Below are 22,248 nucleotides of genomic sequence, written 5' to 3' on the forward strand. Positions count from 1 at the left end.
TCATCCAGACTTTTAACCCAAAACCTTTTACCAAATTGAAAATTACAGAACATATAAAAAATGCAAAAGGTAAAACCTTGTTCTCTTTCGAACTTTTACCACCAATAAAAGGGCAAAGTATTCAGTGGATTTATGATGCGATAGACCCCTTGTTAGAGTTTGATCCACCTTTTATTGATGTTACCTCTTTAAGAGAAGATTACATTTACAAAGAACAGGATAACGGTTTATTGCAAAAAGTTTCTTACAGAAAACGCCCTGGTACAATTGCAATTTGCGCAGCAATAATTCATAAATATAAAATCGATGCTGTGCCGCATTTAATTTGTGGTGGTTTTACGAGAGAAGAAACGGAAAATGCATTAATTGATTTGCAGTTTTTAGGCATAGATAATGTTTTGGCGCTACGAGGCGATGCACGTGCGGCAGACTCGGCATTTATACCAACAAAAGGAGGCCATTGCTATGCAACAGATTTAATTGAACACATCAAAAACCATAACGACGGCAAATTTCTCCATGAGGATGTAGAAACTTTTAAGAGTGATTTTTGCATCGGCGTTGCCGGTTACCCTGAAAAACATTTTGAAGCGCCAAACCTAAATACAGATTTCAGGTTTCTGAAGAAAAAGGTAGATATGGGTGCAGAGTTTATTGTAACTCAGATGTTTTTTGATAACCAAAAGTATTTCGATTTTGTGAAGAAATGCAGGGAAAACGATATTAATGTGCCAATTATACCGGGTTTAAAGCCTATTAGTACACTCAGCCAACTTAATGTTCTGCCTAAAATATTTCACATCGATTTACCGGAAGACTTAACTGATGCTTTGAGTCATGCGAAAAGTAATGCGGAGGCTAAGGAAATTGGTACAGAAGCTATGATTAAACAATGTAAAGAACTTATGGATTTTGGAGTACCCGTGTTGCATTTTTACACTATGGGTAAACCTGAGCAGACGAAAAGAATTGCAAAAGCTATTTTTTAATATAGCGTTGCAACGCAAGTATGACGTTGCAAAAATTTTGTGCGTCTCGTTTATATTTTCTTACAGAACTTTAACCAAGGCTTAGCTGTTTACCAAGTGTTATAGACTATCTTTGTTAGCATGAAGTCGATTAAACTTAAATTATTATTGATTTTTGTTGTCACGCTCGCCATTTTTATCAAGGCCGGCAATCTCTCATCCTGCCTGAAATTTTCTGGTGCTCCTATTGAAAATACATCTTCCACAGACGATGCAACTGAGAAGGAAGAAAAGAAGGTGGAATTAGAATGTGTTAATCACAACTTCTTCACGGTTGAAAATATTGCAGCGGTTGCGGCAAATACAAAGCGAATAAATATCCCCCAATATTTTAATAAACTAGCCTATTTTCCAGAGGTATTAACCCCTCCGCCGTCCGCCCCGTTTAGTTAAAAAATCATACTTCTGTTAAAGGAAGTTAATTATCCATTTTTTCATTTTAATAAATTCTGAAGATATGAAACGAGCAATTTCATTCTATTTTGCGGTATTTTTAATTTCCGCATCTATAAAAGTCGGCGCACAAGAAGTTGCGCAAACCAATATCCAGCCCATAAATAATTCGATTTCTTTGGTTTCTAAGCTACAACCGGTAAGTTTCAATTACGATGCGAAATGGGTAGGCAAGCTGGCAATACCCGATAAAGAATATTACGGGTTTGTAGCGGCAGACGTTCAAAAAATTTTTCCAGAACTGGTTAAAAGGCAAGCTAAAGATTACACAGTTGGAAAAAATGCTTTCAGAACTGCCACAGTTTCAACTGTAGATTATGAAAGCTTAATACCGCTTTTGGTTGGTAGCATAAAAGAACAGCAAGTGCAAATTGAACAGCTGAAGCGAGAGCTGAATGCTTTAAAAGAAAAAAATACCAGGTAAATTTTAAGCTGATTATGAGGCCGGAACATCAAATTCCGGCCTTTTTTATTTCAAAAACAAATAAATTGTTACATTCAAAGCGAAATAATTGACTTAGGTTTATTTTCCTTTATTTGTTATGAGAAATAATTTAGTCTTTTTACTTGTATTGATCTGTTTTGCACTTCGTTCAACAGGTCAACAGATCGTTCAACCAGAAATACCGAAGCCACAGCGAGAATTTCGTGCTGCCTGGGTTGCATCAGTTGCCAATATAAACTGGCCGAGTAAGCCTGGCTTGTCTACTCAGCAACAGCAAGACGAAGCAATTGCCTTACTGGACATGCTGAAGAAAAATAATTTCAATGCTGTTATTTTTCAGGTTAGACCACAAGCAGATGCCTTGTATAAGAGTAATTTAGAACCCTGGTCGTATTTCTTAACCGGCGTGCAAGGGCAGGCTCCGAAACCGTGTTATGATCCGTTACAATTTTGGGTAGAGGCAGCACACGAAAGAGGCTTAGAACTGCATGTTTGGTTAAATCCTTACCGTGCACATCACATATCCGGCGGCGAACCATCAGAATTTTCAGTGGTAAAAAAACACCCCGAACTCGTTTATAAACTTAAACAAGGTTATTGGTGGCTTGATCCATCGAAAAAAGGAACGCAAGATTTATCTGCAGCGGTGGTTAAAGATATTGTGCGGCGCTATGATATAGATGGAGTTCATTTCGATGATTATTTTTATCCATATGCGGAATATAATGGCGGTGAAGATTTTCCGGATGCTGAAAGTTATGCCGAATACCAGGCGGCCGGTGGTAAGCTGGCACGTGGCGACTGGCGCCGTGAGCAGGTAAACCTATTTATTCAAAGAATTTACAAAACGATAAAAGAAGAAAAGAAATATGTGAAATTCGGCGTTAGTCCGTTCGGTATCTGGCGGCCAGGCTTCCCAGCATCTATAAAAGGTTTCGACCAGTATGACAAACTCTATGCTGATGCAAAACTTTGGCTTAACGAAGGTTGGATTGACTATTTTATGCCGCAACTCTATTGGCAGGTCAATAATATTCCACAAAGTTTTCCCGTTTTGCTGGGCTGGTGGCAGTCTGAAAATACAAAACAGCGGCATCTTTGGCCCGGAATGAACAGCGGCATTGGCGGTGGTGAAAAAAACAGCGATGAAATTATAAATCAGATTATGATTACGAGGGGTATTTTACCGAAATCACCTGGTGCTGCACACTGGAGTATTGCCGCATTGCTCACACACGAAAGTTTAAGAAATGATTTGCTAAAAGGTCCTTACAAGGAGGAGGCTTTGGTTCCGGCTTCACCCTGGCTGGATAGCGAAAAGCCTATATCACCTAAAGTAGAGGTTGAAAACAGGGAAGCAGACTTATACATTAAATGGAAACCTGCTAATAAAAGTGATGACTTTAAATACATCGTATACACTAATTATGGCGGAAAGTGGAACTACACCATTCTTAATTACAAGAGCAGGTTTTTGCTTGTTCAAAAATCAATCTTTGCAGACCAAGCTAAATTAATTAAGCAAAATTTACAATCGATAGCCGTCACCGCGGTAGATAGGACGGGTAATGAGAGTGAGGTACGGATTGAGGATGTGTTAAAAGAATTTGAAAATAAGTGATTTTTGAAAGCTAAAGCGAAATAATTCAGCTCAACCGGCATTTCAATAAAAAGTAAGCTTAAAGCATTATTCTATTTTGATACCAATTTTATCTGCAATTTTACAACCGGCGCAAATGCAGCTTGCGGCCAGATAATCAATCATTGCCCTTTTTTTATCGTAGTAAGCCTTGTAGCTGTAAACATCGTTTCGCCAAGCCTTAAAGTTTGTGGAATTCATCTGGTCCATTATCGTTGAAATGTTTTGGCCATATGCCTTGGTTGTATGCCAAACACCGCTGGGTATGTAGAAAACCTCGCCCGCTTTTATAATTGATTTAATTGGTGTCGCATTCTTGAAATTTGGGTACTTTTCATAATCAGGATTCATGATGTTTATTGGAGACCTCGAGGCCAGTAAACCACTTTTTCCCGGATACATCAGCTCTTGCTGTTCTCTCGGGAAAACAATAATTTCCTTTTCACCGTAAAGCTGAATAAGCCACGCATGAACGTGGTAGGTGTCTTTATGAATTTCGTAAGCATTTCCAACTCCACCAATGTGTAAGTCCATTCCGTTGGAAAGTTTGTTCTTTAATGCTTTAGCTTTTAACCAGTTTGGCGTACACAAATTCATGTGCAGCGGGTCGAAGTAAGATAACAATTCTGGCAACTGTTTTAGAATATTAAACTTAACAGGGTATGGAGCTGGGTTTTCCAGTGTGCTTTTTTCCGTTAAGTCGAGAATCTCGGAAATAGAGTATTGCTCGGTAGCAAAAGTTGTTGTCCTATCTCCAAAGTTTTTTCTAAAAAAATCGGGCGTAAACATTTTGTCTCTGCCCCATGCATCTGTCGCGTTTTCGAGGATTACCGGAGTGCCAGTGTTCTGATATTTTTCGATGAATTCCTGGTGAGAAAGATCGTATCTTCTATCAACTGTCGTCATTTTTAGAGCGATTAGGGATTACAAAAGTGTTCACCATAGCTCGAAAATTATTTCAATAGAAGGCGACATTCAAATCTATATTTTTTTTTACTCAGAACGAAATATAAATATGTTAAATATCTGAAAATCTAGGCCTTATCCATCAGGTAGCTTTTAAAGCCTTTAAAATCTGCGCCAAGCTTATCTGCATATTTCGGCAGGGTTTCCAAAGCTTTAACTTGCTCTGGGATTTCGATCTTTGCAGCGATATTTTCGGGGAAGATATCAGGGAATTTGCAGGCGTGAGCCGTAGATAAAAATACCGCCGCACTTTTATCCTGGGGATTTTCTGCTCTAAACTTTTCAATCGCTAAGTAGGCAATTGCAGTATGCGGGCAAGCCACATAATCATATTTCGAATCTATTTCTTCGATGCCAGCTAACGTTTCATCATCCGTAAACCGATAAGAAGTTACCAGTTTTTTGAGGTTCTGAACATCACCCGCAAATAAATCCATGATGCGTATCCAGTTGCTTGGCGCACCAACGTCCATCGCGTTTGAGAACGTTTGTGTAGATGGCCTCGTTTCATATACGCCTGTCTCCAGAAATCTTGGTACCGTATCGTTTACATTGGTTGCGGCGATAAATTGTTTAACTGGCAAACCTAATTTACAGGCAAGTAAGCCAGCGCCGATATTGCCAAAGTTTCCACTTGGAACTGAAAATACAACTTCTTTAAAGCCTTGTTTTTTTAGTTGTGCGTACGTGTTAAAATAGTAAAATGTCTGCGGAATTAACCTCGATATATTGATAGAATTGGCAGATGTAAGGCGGAATTTTGCGTTCAGTTCCTCATCAGCGAAAGCCTGTTTAACTAGCGCCTGGCAATCATCAAAAGTACCCTTTATCTCGATAGCCCTAATATTTTTACCGTTTGTGGTTAATTGCAATTCTTGTATCGGACTAACTTTTCCCTCTGGATACAGTATTGTTACCCGTGTGTTCGGTACGCCTAAAAAGCCAAGCGCCACTGCACCGCCGGTATCGCCCGAAGTTGCTACCAGAACATCCAACAACTGCTCACCATCTTTTAAAAAGTAAGCCATTACTCTGCTCATAAAACGAGCGCCAAAATCTTTAAAAGCCAATGATGGACCGTGGAAAAGCTCCAACACAAAAGTATTGTCATCTAATTTTACAGCCGGGGCTTCAAAGTTGATGGCATCTTCAACAAGCGTTTTTAAATCCTGAGCAGGGATTTCATCTTTTAACAGCGTGGAGGCTATTCTGTAAGCAATTTCTGGCAGAGAATATTGGTGGATATTTTCGATGAAGTCTGCGTCTATTTGTGGAATATCCACAGGCATGTATAAGCCTTTATCCTGTGGCATACTGTTAAAAACGGCCTCTTTAAAAGAAACACGTAAATCTTTATTATTGGTTGAATATAGTTTCATGTTTAAGTTCTACCTGATAAGATTACATCAGCTGTTGTCAAATAATATTTACTCGATTACGATTGGTCCCTGGGCATTAACGGAAGACACATACGCTTTGCTGTTGATATTAATTTTATGCAAATGTTGTTGCTGGGCTTTAGTTATTTTTCTCGCGGTTTCTTCATCCTTTGCCAGGGCGAAAACAGAAGGGCCCGACCCGGATATTCCAAAACCGATAGCGCCATTTTCCATAGCAATGGTCCTCATTTCTTCAAAGCCAGGTATCAGGATTGAGCGTGTCGGTTCAACAAGAACGTCTTTCATGCTCCGGCCGATGAGATCGAGGTCGTTCATAAATAAACCACTCACCAAGCCCGCCACATTTCCCCATTGCGTAACGGCATCCTTTAACAAAACCTTACTTCTAATCATTTGGCGGGCATCTTTTGTAGGTACATCAACTTCAGGATAAACAATTGCTGCATACATTCCGGCAGGTGTTGGCAGGGAAATTACGTCTAAAGGGTCGTAGCTTCTCACCAAAACAAAGCCGCCCAAAATTGCCGGTGCCACGTTATCTGCATGTCCGTAACCGCATGCCAGTTCTTCACCTTTCATTGCGAAAGGAACCAGTTCTTTTGGTGATAATAAATCGCCCATTAACTTATTGATGGCGAATAAACCAGCAACAGTACTGGCCGAACTTGAACCCAGGCCGCTGCCGATTGGCATTTTCTTATGCAGTTTTATTTCCACGCCGACATCTAAGCGGTTAATGTGTTGTAAATAATGCTGAACACTCGCACTTACAGTATTTTTAGCGGCATCCAAAGGTAAGCGGCCATCATCGCCCGAGATGCTTTTAATAACTACTCCGGGCGTCTCCGTCAAACGCATTTCAACCTCATCGCCAGGCTCGTTCACGGCGAAACCTAATACATCGAAACCGCAAACTACATTAGCAACGGTTGCAGGAGCAAAAACGCGAATTACCCTCAACCCGTTTAAGGGGGCTTTCGTGTTGTTAGCAGCTATCTCTACCTTATCCGCAAAGTTTAAATCGTTATTTGGCATTGTAATTTTATATTTCCCGGGATAAAAATCCGGTGGTGCTATTAATTATTTAATGGTTTCTTGCTTTAGCTTAATCTCTTCGCTATTTAGCTTAAACTACCAACATTTATAATATCGGCAAAAACACCAGCCGCGGTAACTTCGGCACCGGCGCCAGGTCCTTTTACTACTAAAGGGCGAGATTTATATCTGTCTGTAGTGAAAGAAATAATGTTATCACTTCCAGAAAGCATGTAAAACGGATGACTGTCATCAACCATTTGCAAACTAATTTCTACATTTCCATCCTCCAGCTTACCAATATATCGCAACACCTTACCATCCTTTGCTGCCTGATTTTTTAAATCTTCAAAATAGGCCGCATTTTTTTGAAGTTCTGAGTAGAAGTCTTCTACGGATGTTGCATTTAAACATGCTTCTGGTAAGATATTGTCTATTTTTACATCAGCGGCCTCTAATGGATAACCAGCATCGCGGGCGAGGATTAACATCTTACGCATAAAATCCTTTCCATTCAAATCATCGCGTGGGTCGGGTTCGGTATAGCCTAAATCCTGCGCTTCTTTTACCGTTTCGTAAAAACCGGCATCGCCTTTAAAGTTATTGAAGATGTAAGAAATTGTTCCGGATAAAATAGCTTCAATCCTGGCAACTTTATCGCCACTCATCATCAGTTCCCTTAGGGTGCGGATAATGGGCAAGCCTGCTCCAACATTGGTTTCATAATAAAAATCCACGCCGAACTTACGGGCAGTATCTTTAAATGATTTGTATTGCACGAAATCTGCCGAATTGCCTTTTTTATTGCAGGTAACTACCGAAATGCTGCTTTCAAAGATGCCCTGATAAAATTCAATAGGCGATTCTGAGGCTGTGTTATCTACAAAAACGCAGTTCGGTAAATTAAGCGATTTCATGTGTGCTACAAAACTAGCCAAATCTGCACTTTCCCCGTTTAAATTCAACTCTGTTTCCCAATCTTCAAGCGATAGACCGTCAGCATTGAACACCATTTTGCGGGTGTTGCTTATTCCGGTGACCTTAACTTGCAAATCATTATTTGCTGCCAGAAAAGGCATCTGTTCTTTGAGTTGGTTAAAAAGTGTTTTGCCGATATTTCCTGTACCCAGGCAAAAAATATTCAGCGTACGTTTTAAATCGGTAAAGAAAGCATCATGAACTGCATTTACGGCTTTAGACAAATCAGCTGCGCTTATAATTACCGAAATATTGTATTCTGATGAACCCTGAGCGATTGCCCGAACATTGATTCCGTTCCTACCCAAGGCGTTAAATAGTCTTCCACTCATGCCTGGCGTACGTTTCATGTTTTCGCCCACAATTGCCAGCACCGCTAAGTCATTTTCAATTTCTGGTAAAGCCAGTTTATTTGCATCAAGTTCCAGTTCAAACTCTTTTTTAATCAAAGCAATTGCCTGGCCTGCATCGGTAGGTTTAACAGCAAATGTAATGCTGTGCTCAGATGAAGATTGCGTAATCAGCACCACATTTATCTGCTCACGCGATAGCAGCGAAAATAATCTTCCGCTAAAACCGGCTTTGCCCACCATGCCGCTTCCGGTAAGGTTTATAATGCTAAGGCGATCGATTGATGAGATGCCTTTAATTGGCAGGTTTGATGTTTTGACATCGCTTTTTATGTATGTTCCTGAAAAGTCCGGTTCGAAAGTATTCTTAATTACGATTGGAATTTTCTTCATAAAAGCTGGAATCATCGTGGGCGGATAAATCACTTTCGCCCCAAAATAGCTCAACTCCATTGCCTCTGTATAACTCAACTCTGGCAGTGAAAAAGCCTTTTTTACGATGCGTGGATCAGCGGTCATCATACCATTTACATCCGTCCAGATTTCGATTTCTTCTGCATTTAAAGCTGCGCCCCAAACTGCTGCGGTGTAATCAGAGCCGCCCCGACCTAAGGTCGTTATTCTACCATCGGCATTGCTGGCGATGAAACCGTTTACAAACAAAACCTTGCTCTGGTTAGTCTGATAGAAATCATTGATAAGCATTTCCGTTAGTTCAGTTTCAACTTTTGCCTGCCCGAAATTATTGTCGGTTTTAATTAATTCCGATCCATTTACATAAAGTGCTTCTGCAAATTGTTGCGCTGCGATGTGCGCAATCATAAAAGATGAGCAGCGTTCACCATAGCTCAAGATCTGGTCTTTGGTTTGCATGCTCAGTTCCCGAAGATTTGTGACTGCCTGCAACAGATCTTCTAATTCGTTAAAGAAGATTTTTAAGCGGGTAAACACCGGATTTTGCGCAGCTGCTGGTAGGAGTGAACGGATAACTGCAAAATGTTTAGCCTCAATTTCTTTTAAACTTGAGTCGTAATCTTCGCCACGCTCGGCCCTTTCGGCCATATCGGTTAACAAATTGGTTACGCCACTCATTGCCGATAATACAACTACCGGATTGCTTTCTAATTTTTCTTTGGCCACTATCGTGAGTAGCGTTTTAATGTTCTCGGCCGAACCTACGGATGTGCCGCCGAATTTTAATACTTTCATTAGTCTATTTTATTTTAACCGAAATATTGCCTTCGCTTTTACAAAATTGTGTAGTCTTCAGCCCTGGCAAATTCATTCAGTTTGGGTTTAAAAAAAAAGCGTCCCGATTTTTGTCGGGACGCTTTCTGTGTTTTGTATCTTAATTCAATTTACAACAAATTAGCCCCGTGGTTTATCCCGTGGTAATAATAATTGTTGTAATAATTGAAGTATTAAAAATCATTTGACTAGGTGTATTTTGTACACCGTAAAGTAGCAGAATATTTTTCTTAATTGCAAACAATTTCTAAAATTAACTGAAAATATTTTAATAAAACGTTTAATCAAATGACATAGCCGCATTTTTTGAACCAAAAACTATTCTGGAATGTTAAGTTTTTTTTTGGATTGCGGAGTTAAAAGAATGCTAGCAAAAGAGCGCTGTGAGGTTTTTCTAGACTTGATAAATTTAAGCAAGCAGAGCTGAAATACTTTTAACAGCTCTGCGCTTATGCTATTATTTCAGCTTACTTAAAGCGGCCTTAATTCTCGGCAACATATCTTTAATGTCCTGCAAGGTACAGGCACCAACTGATGCCCTGAACCAAGGCATATTGTGTTCATTTCCGAATGCAGAAAACGGCACCAATGCTGCTCCAGCCTCGTTAATTAGATAAAAGTTCACATCAGCACTATCCTTCAGAATTTTACCGTCCGGGGTACTTTTTCCTATATAATCTATTTTGATGGTTAAGTAAATAGCGCCCATTGGTTCAACTGCATCAACGTTAAATCCTTCGTTTTTCAAATCGTTAAAACCATTGTAAAGTGCATTTAAACTTTCCTGAATCTGGCCTTTAAAGTTCGTTAAGAAAGTATCAACCTGCCCTTTATTGTTGAAATAGTTCGACATCGCGACTTGTTCAGCTTTCGGGGCCCAGGCGCCCATGTGGCCTACTAACGCTTTCATTCTGTTTACGATATCTTCTGGTCCAAAACCCCATCCCACACGTACACCCGTTGCAGCAAGGCATTTAGAACTTCCATCAACAAAAACGGTAAACTCCCGCATTGCCGGGCGTAAAGAAACCGGATTTACGTGTTCCTTACCAAAAGTTAAAAGCGAATAAATCTGATCGTACATCAGGTACAATGGCTTTTCATCCGCACCGCGACTGGCGTTTTCTTCCAGAACCACATCGCAGATTTCAGCTAAAGAATCCGCATCAAACATGGTTCCCGTTGGGTTTAACGGCGAACATAGTGCCAGTAAAGTTGCGCCTTTTAAATGCGGCTTTAATTGCGCAGCGGTAGGCATAAAATTATGAGCCGCATCGGTTTCTACGGCAATTGCTTTAGCCGAAGTTAAATGGCAATAGTGGTTATTATTCCAGGATGGGGCAGGGAATACAACCGTATCTCCCGGGTCAATTAAGGCAAGGTAAGTTGCGTAAATTAAGGGCCGTGATCCACCGGAAACCAAAATACTGCTGGCATTATAATCTAAGCCGAATCTGTCTTTCAATAATTCGGAAACTGTTTCCCTTAGTTGTAACACGCCATCAGCAGGTGGATAATTAGTTTGATTTGCATGGTATGCTTCAACAATTCCTGCTTTTAACTCTGTTGGAATAGGATAGATGTTAGCATCGAAATCGCCAATGGTTAAGTTAGCGATTGATGCACCTTTCCGCTTCATTTCGTTAACTTCATTACCAATTTTTATAATTTCTGAGCCAATTAATGCACTGGCTAATACGGAAACCTTCATAATTATTTTTTTGCCTTAAATGTAATTGCAAAGTTATACTACTTAAAAGCTTGGCAACTGTGAAGCACATGCTTCCAGATTGCCCATTTCTTGCAGTAACGGCCTAGCTTACTAATTTTTCAATTGCTTTATTTACTTTTTCGAAACCGAACTGAGACAAAACAGCCTGCATTGATGCAGAAATTTGCTCGTTACAAAGGTTGCCAATGCTCCCCTCGTGTGTATGATGTATTTGGCCCGATGGTGCAAAAGTACCATTTTCTATCTGTTCTCCAACAATTTTGTAAGCCTCTCTAAACGGAACGCCTTGCAGGGCTAAATCATTAACTACCTCAACGCTAAATAAATAATCGTACTTTTTGTCTTCCAAAATCTGCTCCTTTATGGTAATGTTCTGGAACATAAAACTTGCAATTTCAAGGCATTCGTTTAATGAAGTTATTGCCGGAAAAAGGTTTTCTTTTAATAGCTGTAAATCGCGGTGGTAGCCTGAAGGAAGGTTCGTTATCATCATTGCAATTTCATTTGGCAAAGCCTGAATTTTATTGCAACGCGAACGAATCAGCTCGAAAACATCCGGGTTCTTTTTATGGGGCATAATGCTCGAACCTGTTGTTAATTCTGGCGGGAAGCTGATAAAGCCGAAATTTTGATTGATAAACAGGCAAACATCCATCGCCATTTTGGCTAAAGTTGCCGCAACAGCACTCATTGCCTGCGCTAAAATCCTTTCTGTTTTACCACGGCCCATTTGTGCATAAACCACATTGTAATTTAAACTTTCGAAGCCAAGTAATTCGGTGGTTAGTGTTCTGTTTAAAGGAAATGATGAACCATAACCTGCGGCAGAACCTAAAGGATTCTTATTAGTAATTTTCCATGCGGCAAGCATCAGTTCCATATCATCGGCAAGACTTTCGGCGTAGGCACCAAACCATAGCCCGAAAGACGATGGCATTGCAATCTGCAAATGGGTGTAGCCCGGCATTAATTTCTCTTTATGGGTATTGCTTAAATCGATGAGCTGAGTAAACAAAGTAGATGTTTGGTTCACCATATCCTCGATACAGGCCCGGAAGAAGAGTTTCAAATCAACCAGAACCTGGTCGTTACGGGAACGGCCGCTGTGAATTTTTTTGCCAGCCTCGCCAATACGCTTGGTAAGCAACCATTCCACCTGAGAATGCACGTCTTCAACAGTGTTCTCAATTGTGAAATTTCCTGCTTCAATTTCAACATAAATATTTTTAAGCTCTTGCTGAATATTTTTTAGTTCATCAGCAGTAAGCAAATTAATGGTTTCAAGCATTTGAGTATGTGCTAAAGAACCCAGCACATCAAATTTTGCCATTTGTAAATCAAGTTCGCGGTCTTTACCAACGGTAAACGATTCTACAAATTTGTTTACATCTATATTTTTTTGCCAAATTTTCATATCTAAACTTCGTCAGTTTCGAGGAGCGAAGCAATCCTCTTTGGTTTTCAAAATGCAAAGCGCAACATTTGCAAATTAATTGCTTCATGCTTCGCGATAGCCGTTATTTCAGTCTAACTTATCACCGGTTTCAACATGTTCACGTAACCTTCAACACCTTCTGCAACCTCTCTTACGTACAAAAATTCGTCGGCCATGTGCGAGCGACCAGAAAATCCTGGTCCACATTTCACCGATGGAATATCTAGTAAAGCCTGGTCTGATGTGGTTGGTGAGCCATAAGTTGTTTTACCCAATGCAACACCAGCCTGCACAACCGGATGGTTTTTATCAATTGATGATGGCTTTAAACGAATCGAACGTGGAGTAACATCACAGTCTACATTTGCCCTGATAATCTCTAAAACTTCCTCGTTAGAGTATGCGTCAGTAACCCGAACATCAACGGTAAAAGTACAGTTTGCGGGTACAACATTGTGTTGCGAACCGGCATTTATAATCGTAACCGTCATTTTAAGTGGCCCGAAAACTTCTGATACCTTTGGAAACTGATAATTCCTGAACCACTCGATATCTTTAAGTGCTTTGTAGATCGCATTTTCACCTTCTTCGCGTGCTGCGTGGCCCGCTTTACCACGCGAAACACAATCCAAAACGAGCAATCCACGTTCGGCAATGGCGAGATTCATTTCTGTTGGTTCGCCAACAATACCAAATTCAAGCGCACCTAAATCCGGTAAAACTAACTCCAAGCCATTATTGCCAGAAATTTCTTCTTCCGCAGTTGCTGCAAGGCAAATATTATATTGTAAATTTTCCTGTTCGTAGTAATACAAAAATGTACCAATTAAGGAAACCAAACAGCCACCGGCATCGTTACTGCCCAGGCCGAATAGCTTATCGCCCTCAATGGCTGCATCATATGGGTCGCGGGTATAACCAGAATTCGGCTTAACCGTATCGTGGTGCGAGTTTAATAAAACGGTTGGTTTGCTGGCGTCGAAATGTTTGTTGTAAGCCCAAACATTATTCATTTTGCGCTGCGTTTTAATTCCCCGCTCTTCTAAAAACTGGGCAATTAAATTTGCTGTTCTGTCTTCTTCTTTGCTAAAAGACTGGATGCGGATAAGCTGCCGCAACAAATCCAAACTTTCTTTTTGTATATTTTCTAATAACATAGTATCGAGTAGTTGTATCAGGGAACAATTTGTGCCTATAACTAAATTATTCCCTTATACCTTTAACCTTCTTTTGTGTATAAGTTTCCTGCCTTTAAGGCTGATAATTTAATGCCTTTTATCAATGATGAGCTAAAACCATTGTGTTCCATTTCGTTTAAACCAGCAATGGTACAGCCTTTCGGCGAAGTTACCTTATCTATTTCTGATTCCGGGTGTGTGCCATGCAATAAAAGCAAATCTGCCGCTCCTTTTGCGGTTTGTACCGCCATTTTTAAGGCTTCATCTGCATGGAAACCGATTTCTACACCGCCCTGCGACGCTGCCCTTATCGCCCGTAAAAAAAATGCGATACCACAGGCACAAAGCGCCGTTGCTGAGGTCATCAAGTCTTCATTTATTTTTACAACCGAGCCTACCGTTTCAAACATTTTAGTCACTTCGGCCATATTTTCTGCAGATGCATTATCGCTCGCCATGCAAGTCATCGATTGGCCAATCGCAATCGCCGTGTTTGGCATCACGCGTACCACCTCAACATCATCGCCTAATTTTGCCCGAACCGCGGCGCAACTTACACCAGAAATTACCGAAATAACCAGATGTTTTGCTGCGTTAATCGAGCTGCTTATTTCCTCCAAAACCGTATTTAATTGTTGGGGCAAAACCGCAAGAATTACAACATCTGCATCCGTAATGGCCTGTTTATTATCATTGGTCACCATAAATCCGGCCGCTGCGAAAGCGTTAAGGTGGCTAATGTTTCTTCGCGTTAGCGTAATATCGCCCGCGCTGGCAAAATCTGCTTTCACTAAGCCTTTTGCTAAAGATAAACCAATATTCCCGCTTCCAATTATGGCAATTTTTTTCATGTTAATTATATTTTCTTCGGGTTAATAATACCGATTTTGATTCGTCAATTTCTTTGAAAAGCAATTGCAGCATTCCAGTTAATGTTAGTCCTGCTATGCACTGCAATCTTTTTAAACTGCTTGCTATGCTCAGGTACGAAACAACTATTTCTTCGGCTGCAAATGCTTCGTGCCTCAGCATCACCGTCAATTAAGGGTTGCTGCTAAAAAAAGTATTTCCGTTTCTATCAGGTTTAGCTAACTTCAAACTGTACCTAAAAGAAAAGCCTTATACCACAGCCAATTCGCTCACTGCCAATATAAGTACCTTAGAAGCTTTCGCCTTATTTTAGCATCTTAGTTCCGAAACTGCCATTGGCAAGTTCGCCAAGTTCGTTTGCTTTGCCAATATATACTGCAGAAACACCTTTCTTAATTGCCTCAAAAGCGTTATGCAATTTAGGAATCATTCCACCCTGAACGGTTCCATCCGCTTTTAATGCATCGAATTCATCGGCTTTAATTTCCCTAACCACCGAATCATCGTCGTTAACATCCTTTAAAACACCTTTTTTTTCAAAGCAATATACCAAACGCGTTTCATATTTAGCAGCCATGGCTACCGCGACTGATGAAGCAATTGTATCTGCATTTGTGTTTAGCAACTGTGTATCGCCATCGTGCGTAATTGCGCATAAAACGGGCACTAAACCCGCATTTAGCAACTTATCTAAAGTTTCTGTAGAAACCGAATTTTCATCTAAATCACCTACAAAGCCATAATCAATTGTCTCGCCTAAATCTTTTCGGGCAGACAGCACTTTTTGAACCGGACGTTTTTTAGCCCTGATAATATTTCCATCAGCACCAGTTAAACCAATGGCATTGCTTCCTTTCGCTTGTAACTGGGCAACCATGTTTTTGTTAATCAAACCTGCGTAAACCATGGTCACAATCCGCAAAGTTTCGATATCAGTAATGCGGCGCCCTTCAACCATTTTTGCTTCAATGCCCAAGCTTTCGCCAAGTTCAGTTGCAATTTTACCACCGCCATGAACCAAAATCTTATCGCCGGGTAAAGCCGTAAAATCCAGCAAAAACTGATGTAAATTCTCAGAGTTGTCGATTACGTTTCCACCAATTTTTATAATTGTAAGTTGCTTCATAATTTTTTGAGTATCGTCATTGCGGGGCACGAAGCAATCTTAATGCCCCAGCTATATTAAACTAATCAAAGTTTCAAACAAATCTAGCCAAGCAGGATTTTATTCCTGATCAATTCTTTTTTTCGTTTCTTATTGCCGCTTTTCACACGTTTCTTCTCGGCAATTGCGTCTTATATATTTGGAAAAATCGTCGTAAGATTGGTGCTTCGTACTCTTAATGATGAAGTAGTTATTTTACATTTCCTCCAACATTGCTTTAATTACCGCCTGCGCCGCCCATAAACGGTTTCCAGCTTCATGAATGACCAGCGAATTTGGTCCGTCCAGAATTTCCGAAGATAATTCCAAATCGCGGCGAACAGGCAAACAGTGCATTACTTTAGCGTCGTTGGTAAGCTTCAGTTTCTGGTTGTTCATCATCCAGCCATCAGGATAGGTTAAAACCTTGCCATACTCTTTATAACTGCTCCAGTTTTTTACGTAAACATAATCAGCGCCTGCCAAAGCCTCTTCTATATTGTATTGAATGTTTGCGCCTGGTGTAAATTCTTCGGCAAGTTCGTAACCTTCAGGTTGCGCAATTGTAAAATCGATCATTCCTTCTGCCTGTGCCTTACACATCCACTCAGCAAATGAATTTGGAACCGCTTGCGGTAGAGCTTTTACGTGTGGCGCCCAGGCCAAAACTACTTTCGGCTTTTTGCCGTCAGGATGTTTCGTCCATGTTTCGTGGATGGTAATAATATCAGCAAAACTTTGCAACGGATGGCGTGTTGCGCTTTCCAAACTTACTACAGGCACAGCGCAGTATTTCACAAATTTTTTAAAGAAATCTTCCGAGTAATCTTCCTCCCGGTTGTTTAATTTTGGAAAAGAACGTAAGCCCAAAATATCACAATACTGGCCCATCACCGCCGCCGCTTCGCGGATGTGTTCAACGGTAGAGCCGTTCATTACTACGCCATCCTGCGTTTCCAGGGCCCAACCTTCTTTATCCAAATTCATTACCATTACATTCATACCTAAGTTTAAGGCTGCTTTTTGAGTGCTTAAACGGGTGCGTAAACTCGGATTCATAAAAACTAAACCCAAGGTTTTGTTTTTACCCAAACTTTGATGTGAATAAGGATTCGCCTTTAAATCGAGCGCATCTTTTACAAATTCTTTGATGCTCGAAACATCGTGTACGGAAGTGAATAACTTCATAGTTTTAGGGTTTAAGGTTTGAGGTGTAGGGTTTAAGGTTTTCCTGCACCACCTCTTAAAAATTTCAAAAAAGCAATTAGCATTGCTCTAACTTCGTGCCTCGCAATGACGAGTGTATTATTTTACCAACTCCCCAAAGGCCGCCAGAAATTCATCAGCATGCGCCTTGGTTAAATTTAAAGCCGGCAATAAACGAATAACGTTCGGCTTTGCTTCGCCAGTAAAAATGTGATGCGTAAATAACAGTTCTTTTTTAACATGAGCAAGCTCCGCTGGCAATTCAATTCCAATCATCAATCCACGTCCGCGAACTTCGATTACCTGCTCAAATTTCTTCAGCTCAGTGATTAAATACTCGCCAATTTCTTCTGCATTTTTCATCAGGTTATCGTTTTCCATAACTTCCAAAACCGCCAGAGCGGCAGCGCATGCCAAATGGTTACCGCCGAAAGTGGTTCCTAATTCGCCATGCCACGGTTTAAATTTAGGCGCTATTGAAATTCCTGCAACAGGAAAGCCATTACCCATTCCTTTCGCCATGGTATAAACATCAGCCTCAACGCCCGAATAGTCGTGTGAGTAAAACAGCCCTGTTCTTCCGTAGCCGCATTGAACCGAATCGGCGATGTATACCGAATTATATTCATCACAAAGAGAGCGGATTTTCTGCAAAAAGCTCTTCGACGCTTCCTTAATTCCGCCCACGCCCTGAATACCCTCAATAATTACAGCCGAAATTTCGTTTCCTTGTGCCTTGAAGGTATCTTCCAAAGCTACTTCATTGTTAAAAGGCAGGAATATTACATGCTCATTTTGATTTACGGGAGCGACAATTTTGGGGTTGTCGGTTACCGCAACAGCTAAAGAAGTTCTGCCGTGGAAAGCCCCTGTAAAAGCAATTACTTTTTTTCTGCCATTGTAAAACGAGGCAAGTTTTAATGCGTTTTCGTTGGCTTCTGCACCAGAGTTAACCAAAAATAATTGGAAATCTTTTTTACCGGAAACCTGACCCAATTTCTCTGCCAATTGGGTTTGAAGAGGAATTTTAACAGAGTTGGAATAAAAACCTACTTTGTTTAATTGATCCGTTAAGCGATTTACATAATGCGGATTGGTGTGGCCGATAGAAATTACCGCATGACCGCCATATAAATCTAAGTATTTTTGTTCGTTCGCATCCCAAACATTGCTGCCAGATGCTTTTGTAATTTCTATATCGTTAAGAGGATAAACGTCGAATAATTGCATTGTATTTAAGTTATAAGTAGTACGTTTTAAGTTGTAGGTTTGGATGCATATTTACTTCTCACTCTTCCAATCAAGCTGATAAGCATTGCCTTAACTTCATTAATACTGTTTGATAAAATTGAAAACTGTTCTTCTGTTAAATAATCTAAATCTTTAGATAAAATCAAAAAATATTCTGTTCATTAGCTGAACCTAAAGATATATTTAAAAAATTAGCTAAATCTGCCTGGGTATTTTTACCACATCCTTCTGCAATGTTAGCTGGTATTGATGAAGCAGCTCGCCGCAGTTGATTTGTTAAACTGTAAATTTCTTCTTTTGGAAACCTGGCACTAGCTTTATAAATACTAAGTGTAATTTGATGGGCTTTTTCCCACACTTTTAACTCTTTGAAATTCTGCATACACTTATTACTTAAAACTTATAACGTACCACTAAAAATTAGCTGCTTTCAACTTCAAGCCTGCTGTTTCTTCAAGACCAAATATTAAGTTCATATTTTGCACGGCCTGGCCGCTGGCACCTTTTAAAAGGTTGTCTATAATGCTGATAATGAACAATTTGTTTCCGTGTTTTTCTAAATGAACCAATGCTTTATTGGTGTTTACAACTTGCTTTAAATCGATATTTTTCCCGCTAACGTGTGTGAACGGGTGTGTGCTGTAGTAATCCTGGTAAAGGTTTTGTGCCTCTTCAAGCGTTAATTCACTTTCTAAATACATTGCAGCCAGAATCCCGCGGGTAAAAGCGCCGCGTTGCGGGATGAAACTCAGTGAATCTGAAAGACTCGGTTGCAGCTGCAATAAACTTTCTCCAATTTCATTCAAGTGTTGATGTTCAAAGGCCTTGTAAATGGAAAGGTTGTTGTTTCTCCAGCTAAAATGTGAAGTTGCTGCGAGGCTTTGTCCGGCTCCGGTCGAACCCGTTGTTGCATTGATGTGAACCTCACTTTTAATTAAGCCTTTTGCAGCCAAAGGCAACAACCCCAACTGAATACAGGTTGCGAAACATCCTGGATTAGCAATATTTTGTGCTGATTTTATTTTATCGCGATTTAACTCCGGCAAACCATAAATAAAGTCACGGCTTTCAAATTTACCATTCGCAGTTAACCTAAAGTCCTGTGACAAATCGATGATTTTAATGTTCTCGTTAACTGAATTGGCAGCTAAAAACTTCTTCGCATCGCCGTGCCCAACGCAAAGAAAAAGTACATCAATATCTTGTGGAACATCACTTACAAACTTTAAATCAGTTTCGCCGAATAAGTCTGTATGCACATCAGAAATTAAATTTCCTGCATTGCTCGTACTATTTACGAAAGCGATTTCTACGTTTGGGTGATTAACCAGAATACGGAGCATTTCGCCACCTGTGTACCCGGCACCACCAATAATTCCTGCTTTAATTTTATTATTCACAATCTTTTCTATCATTTTCTGTAGATGGATATGAAAAAAGAATAAATTCTAAATCATCAACACCGTTGTTTATGATTTTATGTTTTTTGCCTGCTTCAATTTGCAGACCCTTATTAGCATCAACTGAAAAGGTTTCACCCTCTACTAAAAATGTTGCTTTTCCTTTCAAAATGTAGAAAAACTGTTCTGCATAACTATGGAAGTGCAATTTTTCTGCAGTTTGTGTTGGCATCAGTTCTTGCTTAATTGCAACATCAGCTTTGCTCACAAAATTCCATCCATCGCAGTTATCGCCCCACTTGTAGTGACTTATACAGTTTTCTTTTGATAGTATTTCAGCCATTGGTATAATCTTTAGTCATCCGGACAAATTCGAACTGCCTACTTTAATGAGCTTGCATCGTCGTACCTCAGCGCATTGTCGAGAGGATGCGAAGATGCTTTCAACTCTAATTTTTCAACTTCTCTACGCTTCTCCTGAATTCACTTTGTGCCAAATCATTACCTGGTTGCCGAATATTTTAGAGAAACCTTTAACATCTTCGCCACTCCAGGCATTGTTCATTTCGCCGTAGCTACCGAATTTATTGCTCATCAAATCATGGTTAGATTCGATACCAATAATTTGGAACCGGTAAGGCATCAACTCTACAAACACTTTACCGCTCACAACCTTTTGCGTATCGCTTAGGAAAGCTTCTATGTTCCGCATTATCGGGTCGTGGAATTGACCTTCGTGCAACCAGTTTCCGTAGAAAGATGATAGTTGTTCCTTCCAGCTTAACTGCCATTTGGTTAATGTGTGTTTCTCTAAAGTGTGGTGTGCTTTGATAATGATAATAGGTCCGGCTGCCTCGAAACCAACACGCCCTTTAATACCAATAATGGTATCGCCAACATGGATATCGCGACCAATACCAAAAGGCTGTGCAATGGCTTGCAATTTTTGAATCGCCCTAACTGGCTCTAAAGTTTCCCCATCAATGGCAACAAGTTCTCCTTTTTCAAAGGTTAACTCTAGCTTACGCGATTCAGTTTCTGTAACCTGGGTTGGCCAGGCACTTTCAGGCAAAGTTTCGTTTGATGTTAGCGTTTCTTTTCCACCAACCGATGTTCCCCATAAACCTTTGTTAATGGAATATTGTGCTTTTGCAGCACTGTATTCAACACCATGTTCGGCTAAGTATTCTATTTCCGCTTCGCGGGATAATTTCAGATCTCTAATCGGGGTAATAATTTCAACTTCCGGTATCAGAATATTGAAAATCATGTCAAATCGTACCTGGTCGTTGCCTGCACCTGTACTGCCATGAGCTACATAATCAGCACCGATTTTTTTCACGTAGTTTGCAATTGCAGTGGCCTGACTAACACGTTCTGCACTAACGGAAAGTGGGTAGGTCGCGTTTTTTAATACATTACCAAAAATTAAATATTTAATGCATTCATCGTAATAACTTTTAGTTTCATCTACTACGGCGTGAGATTTCACACCTAAAGCATAGGCTCTTTTTTCAATTTCCTGTAACTCTTCGTCAGAAAAACCACCGGTATTCACAATTACCGAGTGAACTTCCAGTCCACGGTCCTGAGCAAGATAAATACAACAAAATGAGGTATCAAGACCTCCGCTAAAAGCTAAAACTACTTTGTTCATCTGAGTTATAATTAATTTTAATGTAAGGGGTTAAGCTTGCGGGTTGCCAATTTTTCTTAAGCTATCCACAAGCAACTCATCACTACTTATTAAATAAAAGGGTAAATAAAAACATCAATACTTTAAAGCCTGATTTTGGCTTCGGCTTTACAACTAAACGCTGTTTAATGCGCATAAAGCGCTCGTATAATTTGGGTTTTTTCTGTAACTCTTCGGCAAATTTCTTGGCAGCATCATGTTTTTGAGTTGCCGGATCGTAAAGCATAGCTGTACACATACAGTTTTTACGCTCCTTCATTTTCAAAATTTCGAAGTTTACACAACTTTGGCAGCCTTTCCAAAATTCCTCATCCTGTGTCAATTCGGAGTAGGTAACGGGCTCGTAACCTAGATCAGAATTTATTTTCATTACGGCCAAACCCGTGGTCAAGCCAAAAATCTTCGCCTTTGGGTACAGCGTTCTGGAAAGTTCGAAAACCTTTTCTTTAATGGCATGCGCTAACCCGGCTTTTCTAAATTCGGGAGAAACGATTAAGCCAGAGTTGGCTACAAATTGCCCGTGGCTCCAGGTTTCGATGTAGCAAAAGCCGGCCCATCGTCCATCGTTATGGAATGCAATAACCGCTTTGCCTTCCTGCATTTTATTTGCAACATAGTCAGGAGAACGTTTTGCAATACCCGTGCCGCGTGCTTTCGCAGATTCGGCCATCTCGGTTACGATTTGTTCTGCAAATACACGATGTTCAGGAAGTGCAACCTGCACTATAAATTCGTTAATATCCATTCGTTTTCTAACGAAAAATTATAAGTATTCTTGTTAATTGGGTTTTTAG

The 22,248-nt window shown here is 40.2% G+C and carries 19 protein-coding genes and 1 pseudogene; 4 read left to right on the plus strand and 16 right to left on the minus strand.

Annotation, left to right across the window (positions count from 1 at the left end; all coding sequences use genetic code 11):
• Positions 1-35: 35 nt before the first annotated feature.
• The 4 genes from ASG14_RS02930 to ASG14_RS02945 all read left to right on the plus strand — a co-directional run bounded on the left by ASG14_RS02930 (position 36) and on the right by ASG14_RS02945 (position 3,547).
• A complete protein-coding gene (locus ASG14_RS02930; RefSeq protein WP_056869549.1) occupies positions 36-989 on the plus strand; it encodes a methylenetetrahydrofolate reductase in 954 nt (317 codons plus the stop codon).
• Positions 990-1,109: 120 nt separating this feature from the next.
• On the plus strand, positions 1,110-1,421 hold the full coding sequence (locus ASG14_RS02935) for a hypothetical protein (protein ID WP_056869550.1): 312 nt from the start codon (positions 1,110-1,112) through the stop codon (positions 1,419-1,421).
• Positions 1,422-1,485: 64 nt separating this feature from the next.
• Positions 1,486-1,905: a tail fiber domain-containing protein gene (locus ASG14_RS02940; protein ID WP_056869551.1), complete on the plus strand. Its 420-nt coding sequence runs from the start codon at positions 1,486-1,488 to the stop codon at positions 1,903-1,905.
• A 118-nt stretch (positions 1,906-2,023) separates the two neighbouring features.
• Positions 2,024-3,547 carry a glycoside hydrolase family 10 protein gene (locus ASG14_RS02945; RefSeq protein ID WP_056869552.1) on the plus strand — a complete coding sequence of 508 codons (1,524 nt, stop codon included), beginning with the start codon at positions 2,024-2,026 and terminating at the stop codon, positions 3,545-3,547.
• 66 nt (positions 3,548-3,613) lie between these two features.
• On the opposite strand, the gene ASG14_RS02950 is transcribed toward ASG14_RS02945, so the two are convergent.
• The 16 genes and pseudogenes from ASG14_RS02950 to ASG14_RS03030 form a co-directional block, all read right to left on the minus strand.
• On the minus strand, positions 3,614-4,471 hold the full coding sequence (locus tag ASG14_RS02950) for a cupin-like domain-containing protein (RefSeq protein WP_056869553.1): 858 nt from the start codon (positions 4,469-4,471) through the stop codon (positions 3,614-3,616).
• Between the two features lie 128 nt (positions 4,472-4,599).
• On the minus strand, positions 4,600-5,910 hold the full coding sequence (gene thrC, locus ASG14_RS02955; RefSeq protein WP_056869554.1) for a threonine synthase: 1,311 nt from the start codon (positions 5,908-5,910) through the stop codon (positions 4,600-4,602).
• 48 nt (positions 5,911-5,958) lie between these two features.
• Positions 5,959-6,966, minus strand: coding sequence for a homoserine kinase (locus ASG14_RS02960; protein ID WP_082491312.1), 1,008 nt, complete (start codon positions 6,964-6,966; stop codon positions 5,959-5,961).
• Positions 6,967-7,052: 86 nt separating this feature from the next.
• Positions 7,053-9,503, minus strand: a complete 2,451-nt coding sequence (thrA, locus tag ASG14_RS02965; RefSeq protein ID WP_056869555.1) for a bifunctional aspartate kinase/homoserine dehydrogenase I — start codon at positions 9,501-9,503, stop codon at positions 7,053-7,055.
• A 496-nt stretch (positions 9,504-9,999) separates the two neighbouring features.
• Positions 10,000-11,253, minus strand: a complete 1,254-nt coding sequence (locus ASG14_RS02970) for a pyridoxal phosphate-dependent aminotransferase (RefSeq protein WP_056869556.1) — start codon at positions 11,251-11,253, stop codon at positions 10,000-10,002.
• Positions 11,254-11,356: 103 nt separating this feature from the next.
• Complete coding sequence (argH, locus tag ASG14_RS02975; protein ID WP_056869557.1) at positions 11,357-12,688, minus strand: argininosuccinate lyase; 1,332 nt, start codon at positions 12,686-12,688, stop codon at positions 11,357-11,359.
• 113 nt (positions 12,689-12,801) lie between these two features.
• The gene (locus ASG14_RS02980) at positions 12,802-13,866 is read right to left on the minus strand and encodes a M20 family metallo-hydrolase (RefSeq protein ID WP_056869558.1); all 1,065 of its coding nucleotides are present in this window, start codon (positions 13,864-13,866) and stop codon (positions 12,802-12,804) included.
• Between the two features lie 62 nt (positions 13,867-13,928).
• Positions 13,929-14,738: a pyrroline-5-carboxylate reductase gene (gene proC / locus ASG14_RS02985; protein WP_056869559.1), complete on the minus strand. Its 810-nt coding sequence runs from the start codon at positions 14,736-14,738 to the stop codon at positions 13,929-13,931.
• Between the two features lie 323 nt (positions 14,739-15,061).
• Positions 15,062-15,883, minus strand: coding sequence for an acetylglutamate kinase (gene argB, locus ASG14_RS02995; protein WP_056869561.1), 822 nt, complete (start codon positions 15,881-15,883; stop codon positions 15,062-15,064).
• Positions 15,884-16,117: 234 nt separating this feature from the next.
• Complete coding sequence (locus ASG14_RS03000; RefSeq protein ID WP_056869562.1) at positions 16,118-17,089, minus strand: acetylornithine carbamoyltransferase; 972 nt, start codon at positions 17,087-17,089, stop codon at positions 16,118-16,120.
• Positions 17,090-17,206: 117 nt separating this feature from the next.
• Entirely contained in the window at positions 17,207-18,337 is a 1,131-nt protein-coding gene (locus tag ASG14_RS03005) for an aspartate aminotransferase family protein (protein ID WP_056869563.1), read from the minus strand.
• Positions 18,338-18,363: 26 nt separating this feature from the next.
• Positions 18,364-18,740, minus strand: a pseudogene (locus tag ASG14_RS20635) (four helix bundle protein).
• A 31-nt stretch (positions 18,741-18,771) separates the two neighbouring features.
• The gene (gene argC / locus ASG14_RS03015) at positions 18,772-19,773 is read right to left on the minus strand and encodes an N-acetyl-gamma-glutamyl-phosphate reductase (RefSeq protein ID WP_056869564.1); all 1,002 of its coding nucleotides are present in this window, start codon (positions 19,771-19,773) and stop codon (positions 18,772-18,774) included.
• Complete coding sequence (locus ASG14_RS03020; RefSeq protein ID WP_056869565.1) at positions 19,751-20,101, minus strand: cupin domain-containing protein; 351 nt, start codon at positions 20,099-20,101, stop codon at positions 19,751-19,753. Before ASG14_RS03020 ends, argC begins: the two co-directional genes overlap by 23 nt.
• A 123-nt stretch (positions 20,102-20,224) precedes the next feature.
• Positions 20,225-21,415 carry an argininosuccinate synthase gene (argG, locus tag ASG14_RS03025; protein WP_056869566.1) on the minus strand — a complete coding sequence of 397 codons (1,191 nt, stop codon included), beginning with the start codon at positions 21,413-21,415 and terminating at the stop codon, positions 20,225-20,227.
• A gap of 82 nt (positions 21,416-21,497) precedes the next feature.
• Positions 21,498-22,199 carry an N-acetyltransferase gene (locus tag ASG14_RS03030; RefSeq protein WP_056869567.1) on the minus strand — a complete coding sequence of 234 codons (702 nt, stop codon included), beginning with the start codon at positions 22,197-22,199 and terminating at the stop codon, positions 21,498-21,500.
• Positions 22,200-22,248: the final 49 nt, after the last annotated feature.

Source organism: Pedobacter sp. Leaf194, assembly GCF_001423945.1.
Lineage (GTDB): Bacteria > Bacteroidota > Bacteroidia > Sphingobacteriales > Sphingobacteriaceae > Pedobacter.

What these genes read in the sequence shown, in the direction of transcription:
- argG (WP_056869566.1), bottom strand. Translation starts at nt 21,415, where the DNA reads ATGAACAAAGTAGTTTTAGCTTTTAGCGGAGGTCTTGATACCTCATTT.
- ASG14_RS02940 (WP_056869551.1), top strand. Translation starts at nt 1,486, where the DNA reads ATGAAACGAGCAATTTCATTCTATTTTGCGGTATTTTTAATTTCCGCA.
- argC (WP_056869564.1), bottom strand. Translation starts at nt 19,773, where the DNA reads ATGATAGAAAAGATTGTGAATAATAAAATTAAAGCAGGAATTATTGGT.
- ASG14_RS03000 (WP_056869562.1), bottom strand. Translation starts at nt 17,089, where the DNA reads ATGAAGTTATTCACTTCCGTACACGATGTTTCGAGCATCAAAGAATTT.
- ASG14_RS03030 (WP_056869567.1), bottom strand. Translation starts at nt 22,199, where the DNA reads ATGGATATTAACGAATTTATAGTGCAGGTTGCACTTCCTGAACATCGT.
- ASG14_RS02945 (WP_056869552.1), top strand. Translation starts at nt 2,024, where the DNA reads ATGAGAAATAATTTAGTCTTTTTACTTGTATTGATCTGTTTTGCACTT.
- thrC (WP_056869554.1), bottom strand. Translation starts at nt 5,910, where the DNA reads ATGAAACTATATTCAACCAATAATAAAGATTTACGTGTTTCTTTTAAA.
- thrA (WP_056869555.1), bottom strand. Translation starts at nt 9,503, where the DNA reads ATGAAAGTATTAAAATTCGGCGGCACATCCGTAGGTTCGGCCGAGAAC.
- ASG14_RS02935 (WP_056869550.1), top strand. Translation starts at nt 1,110, where the DNA reads ATGAAGTCGATTAAACTTAAATTATTATTGATTTTTGTTGTCACGCTC.
- ASG14_RS02960 (WP_082491312.1), bottom strand. Translation starts at nt 6,966, where the DNA reads ATGCCAAATAACGATTTAAACTTTGCGGATAAGGTAGAGATAGCTGCT.
- argB (WP_056869561.1), bottom strand. Translation starts at nt 15,883, where the DNA reads ATGAAGCAACTTACAATTATAAAAATTGGTGGAAACGTAATCGACAAC.
- ASG14_RS03005 (WP_056869563.1), bottom strand. Translation starts at nt 18,337, where the DNA reads ATGCAATTATTCGACGTTTATCCTCTTAACGATATAGAAATTACAAAA.
- ASG14_RS03020 (WP_056869565.1), bottom strand. Translation starts at nt 20,101, where the DNA reads ATGGCTGAAATACTATCAAAAGAAAACTGTATAAGTCACTACAAGTGG.
- ASG14_RS02950 (WP_056869553.1), bottom strand. Translation starts at nt 4,471, where the DNA reads ATGACGACAGTTGATAGAAGATACGATCTTTCTCACCAGGAATTCATC.
- proC (WP_056869559.1), bottom strand. Translation starts at nt 14,738, where the DNA reads ATGAAAAAAATTGCCATAATTGGAAGCGGGAATATTGGTTTATCTTTA.
- argH (WP_056869557.1), bottom strand. Translation starts at nt 12,688, where the DNA reads ATGAAAATTTGGCAAAAAAATATAGATGTAAACAAATTTGTAGAATCG.
- ASG14_RS02980 (WP_056869558.1), bottom strand. Translation starts at nt 13,866, where the DNA reads ATGTTATTAGAAAATATACAAAAAGAAAGTTTGGATTTGTTGCGGCAG.
- ASG14_RS02970 (WP_056869556.1), bottom strand. Translation starts at nt 11,253, where the DNA reads ATGAAGGTTTCCGTATTAGCCAGTGCATTAATTGGCTCAGAAATTATA.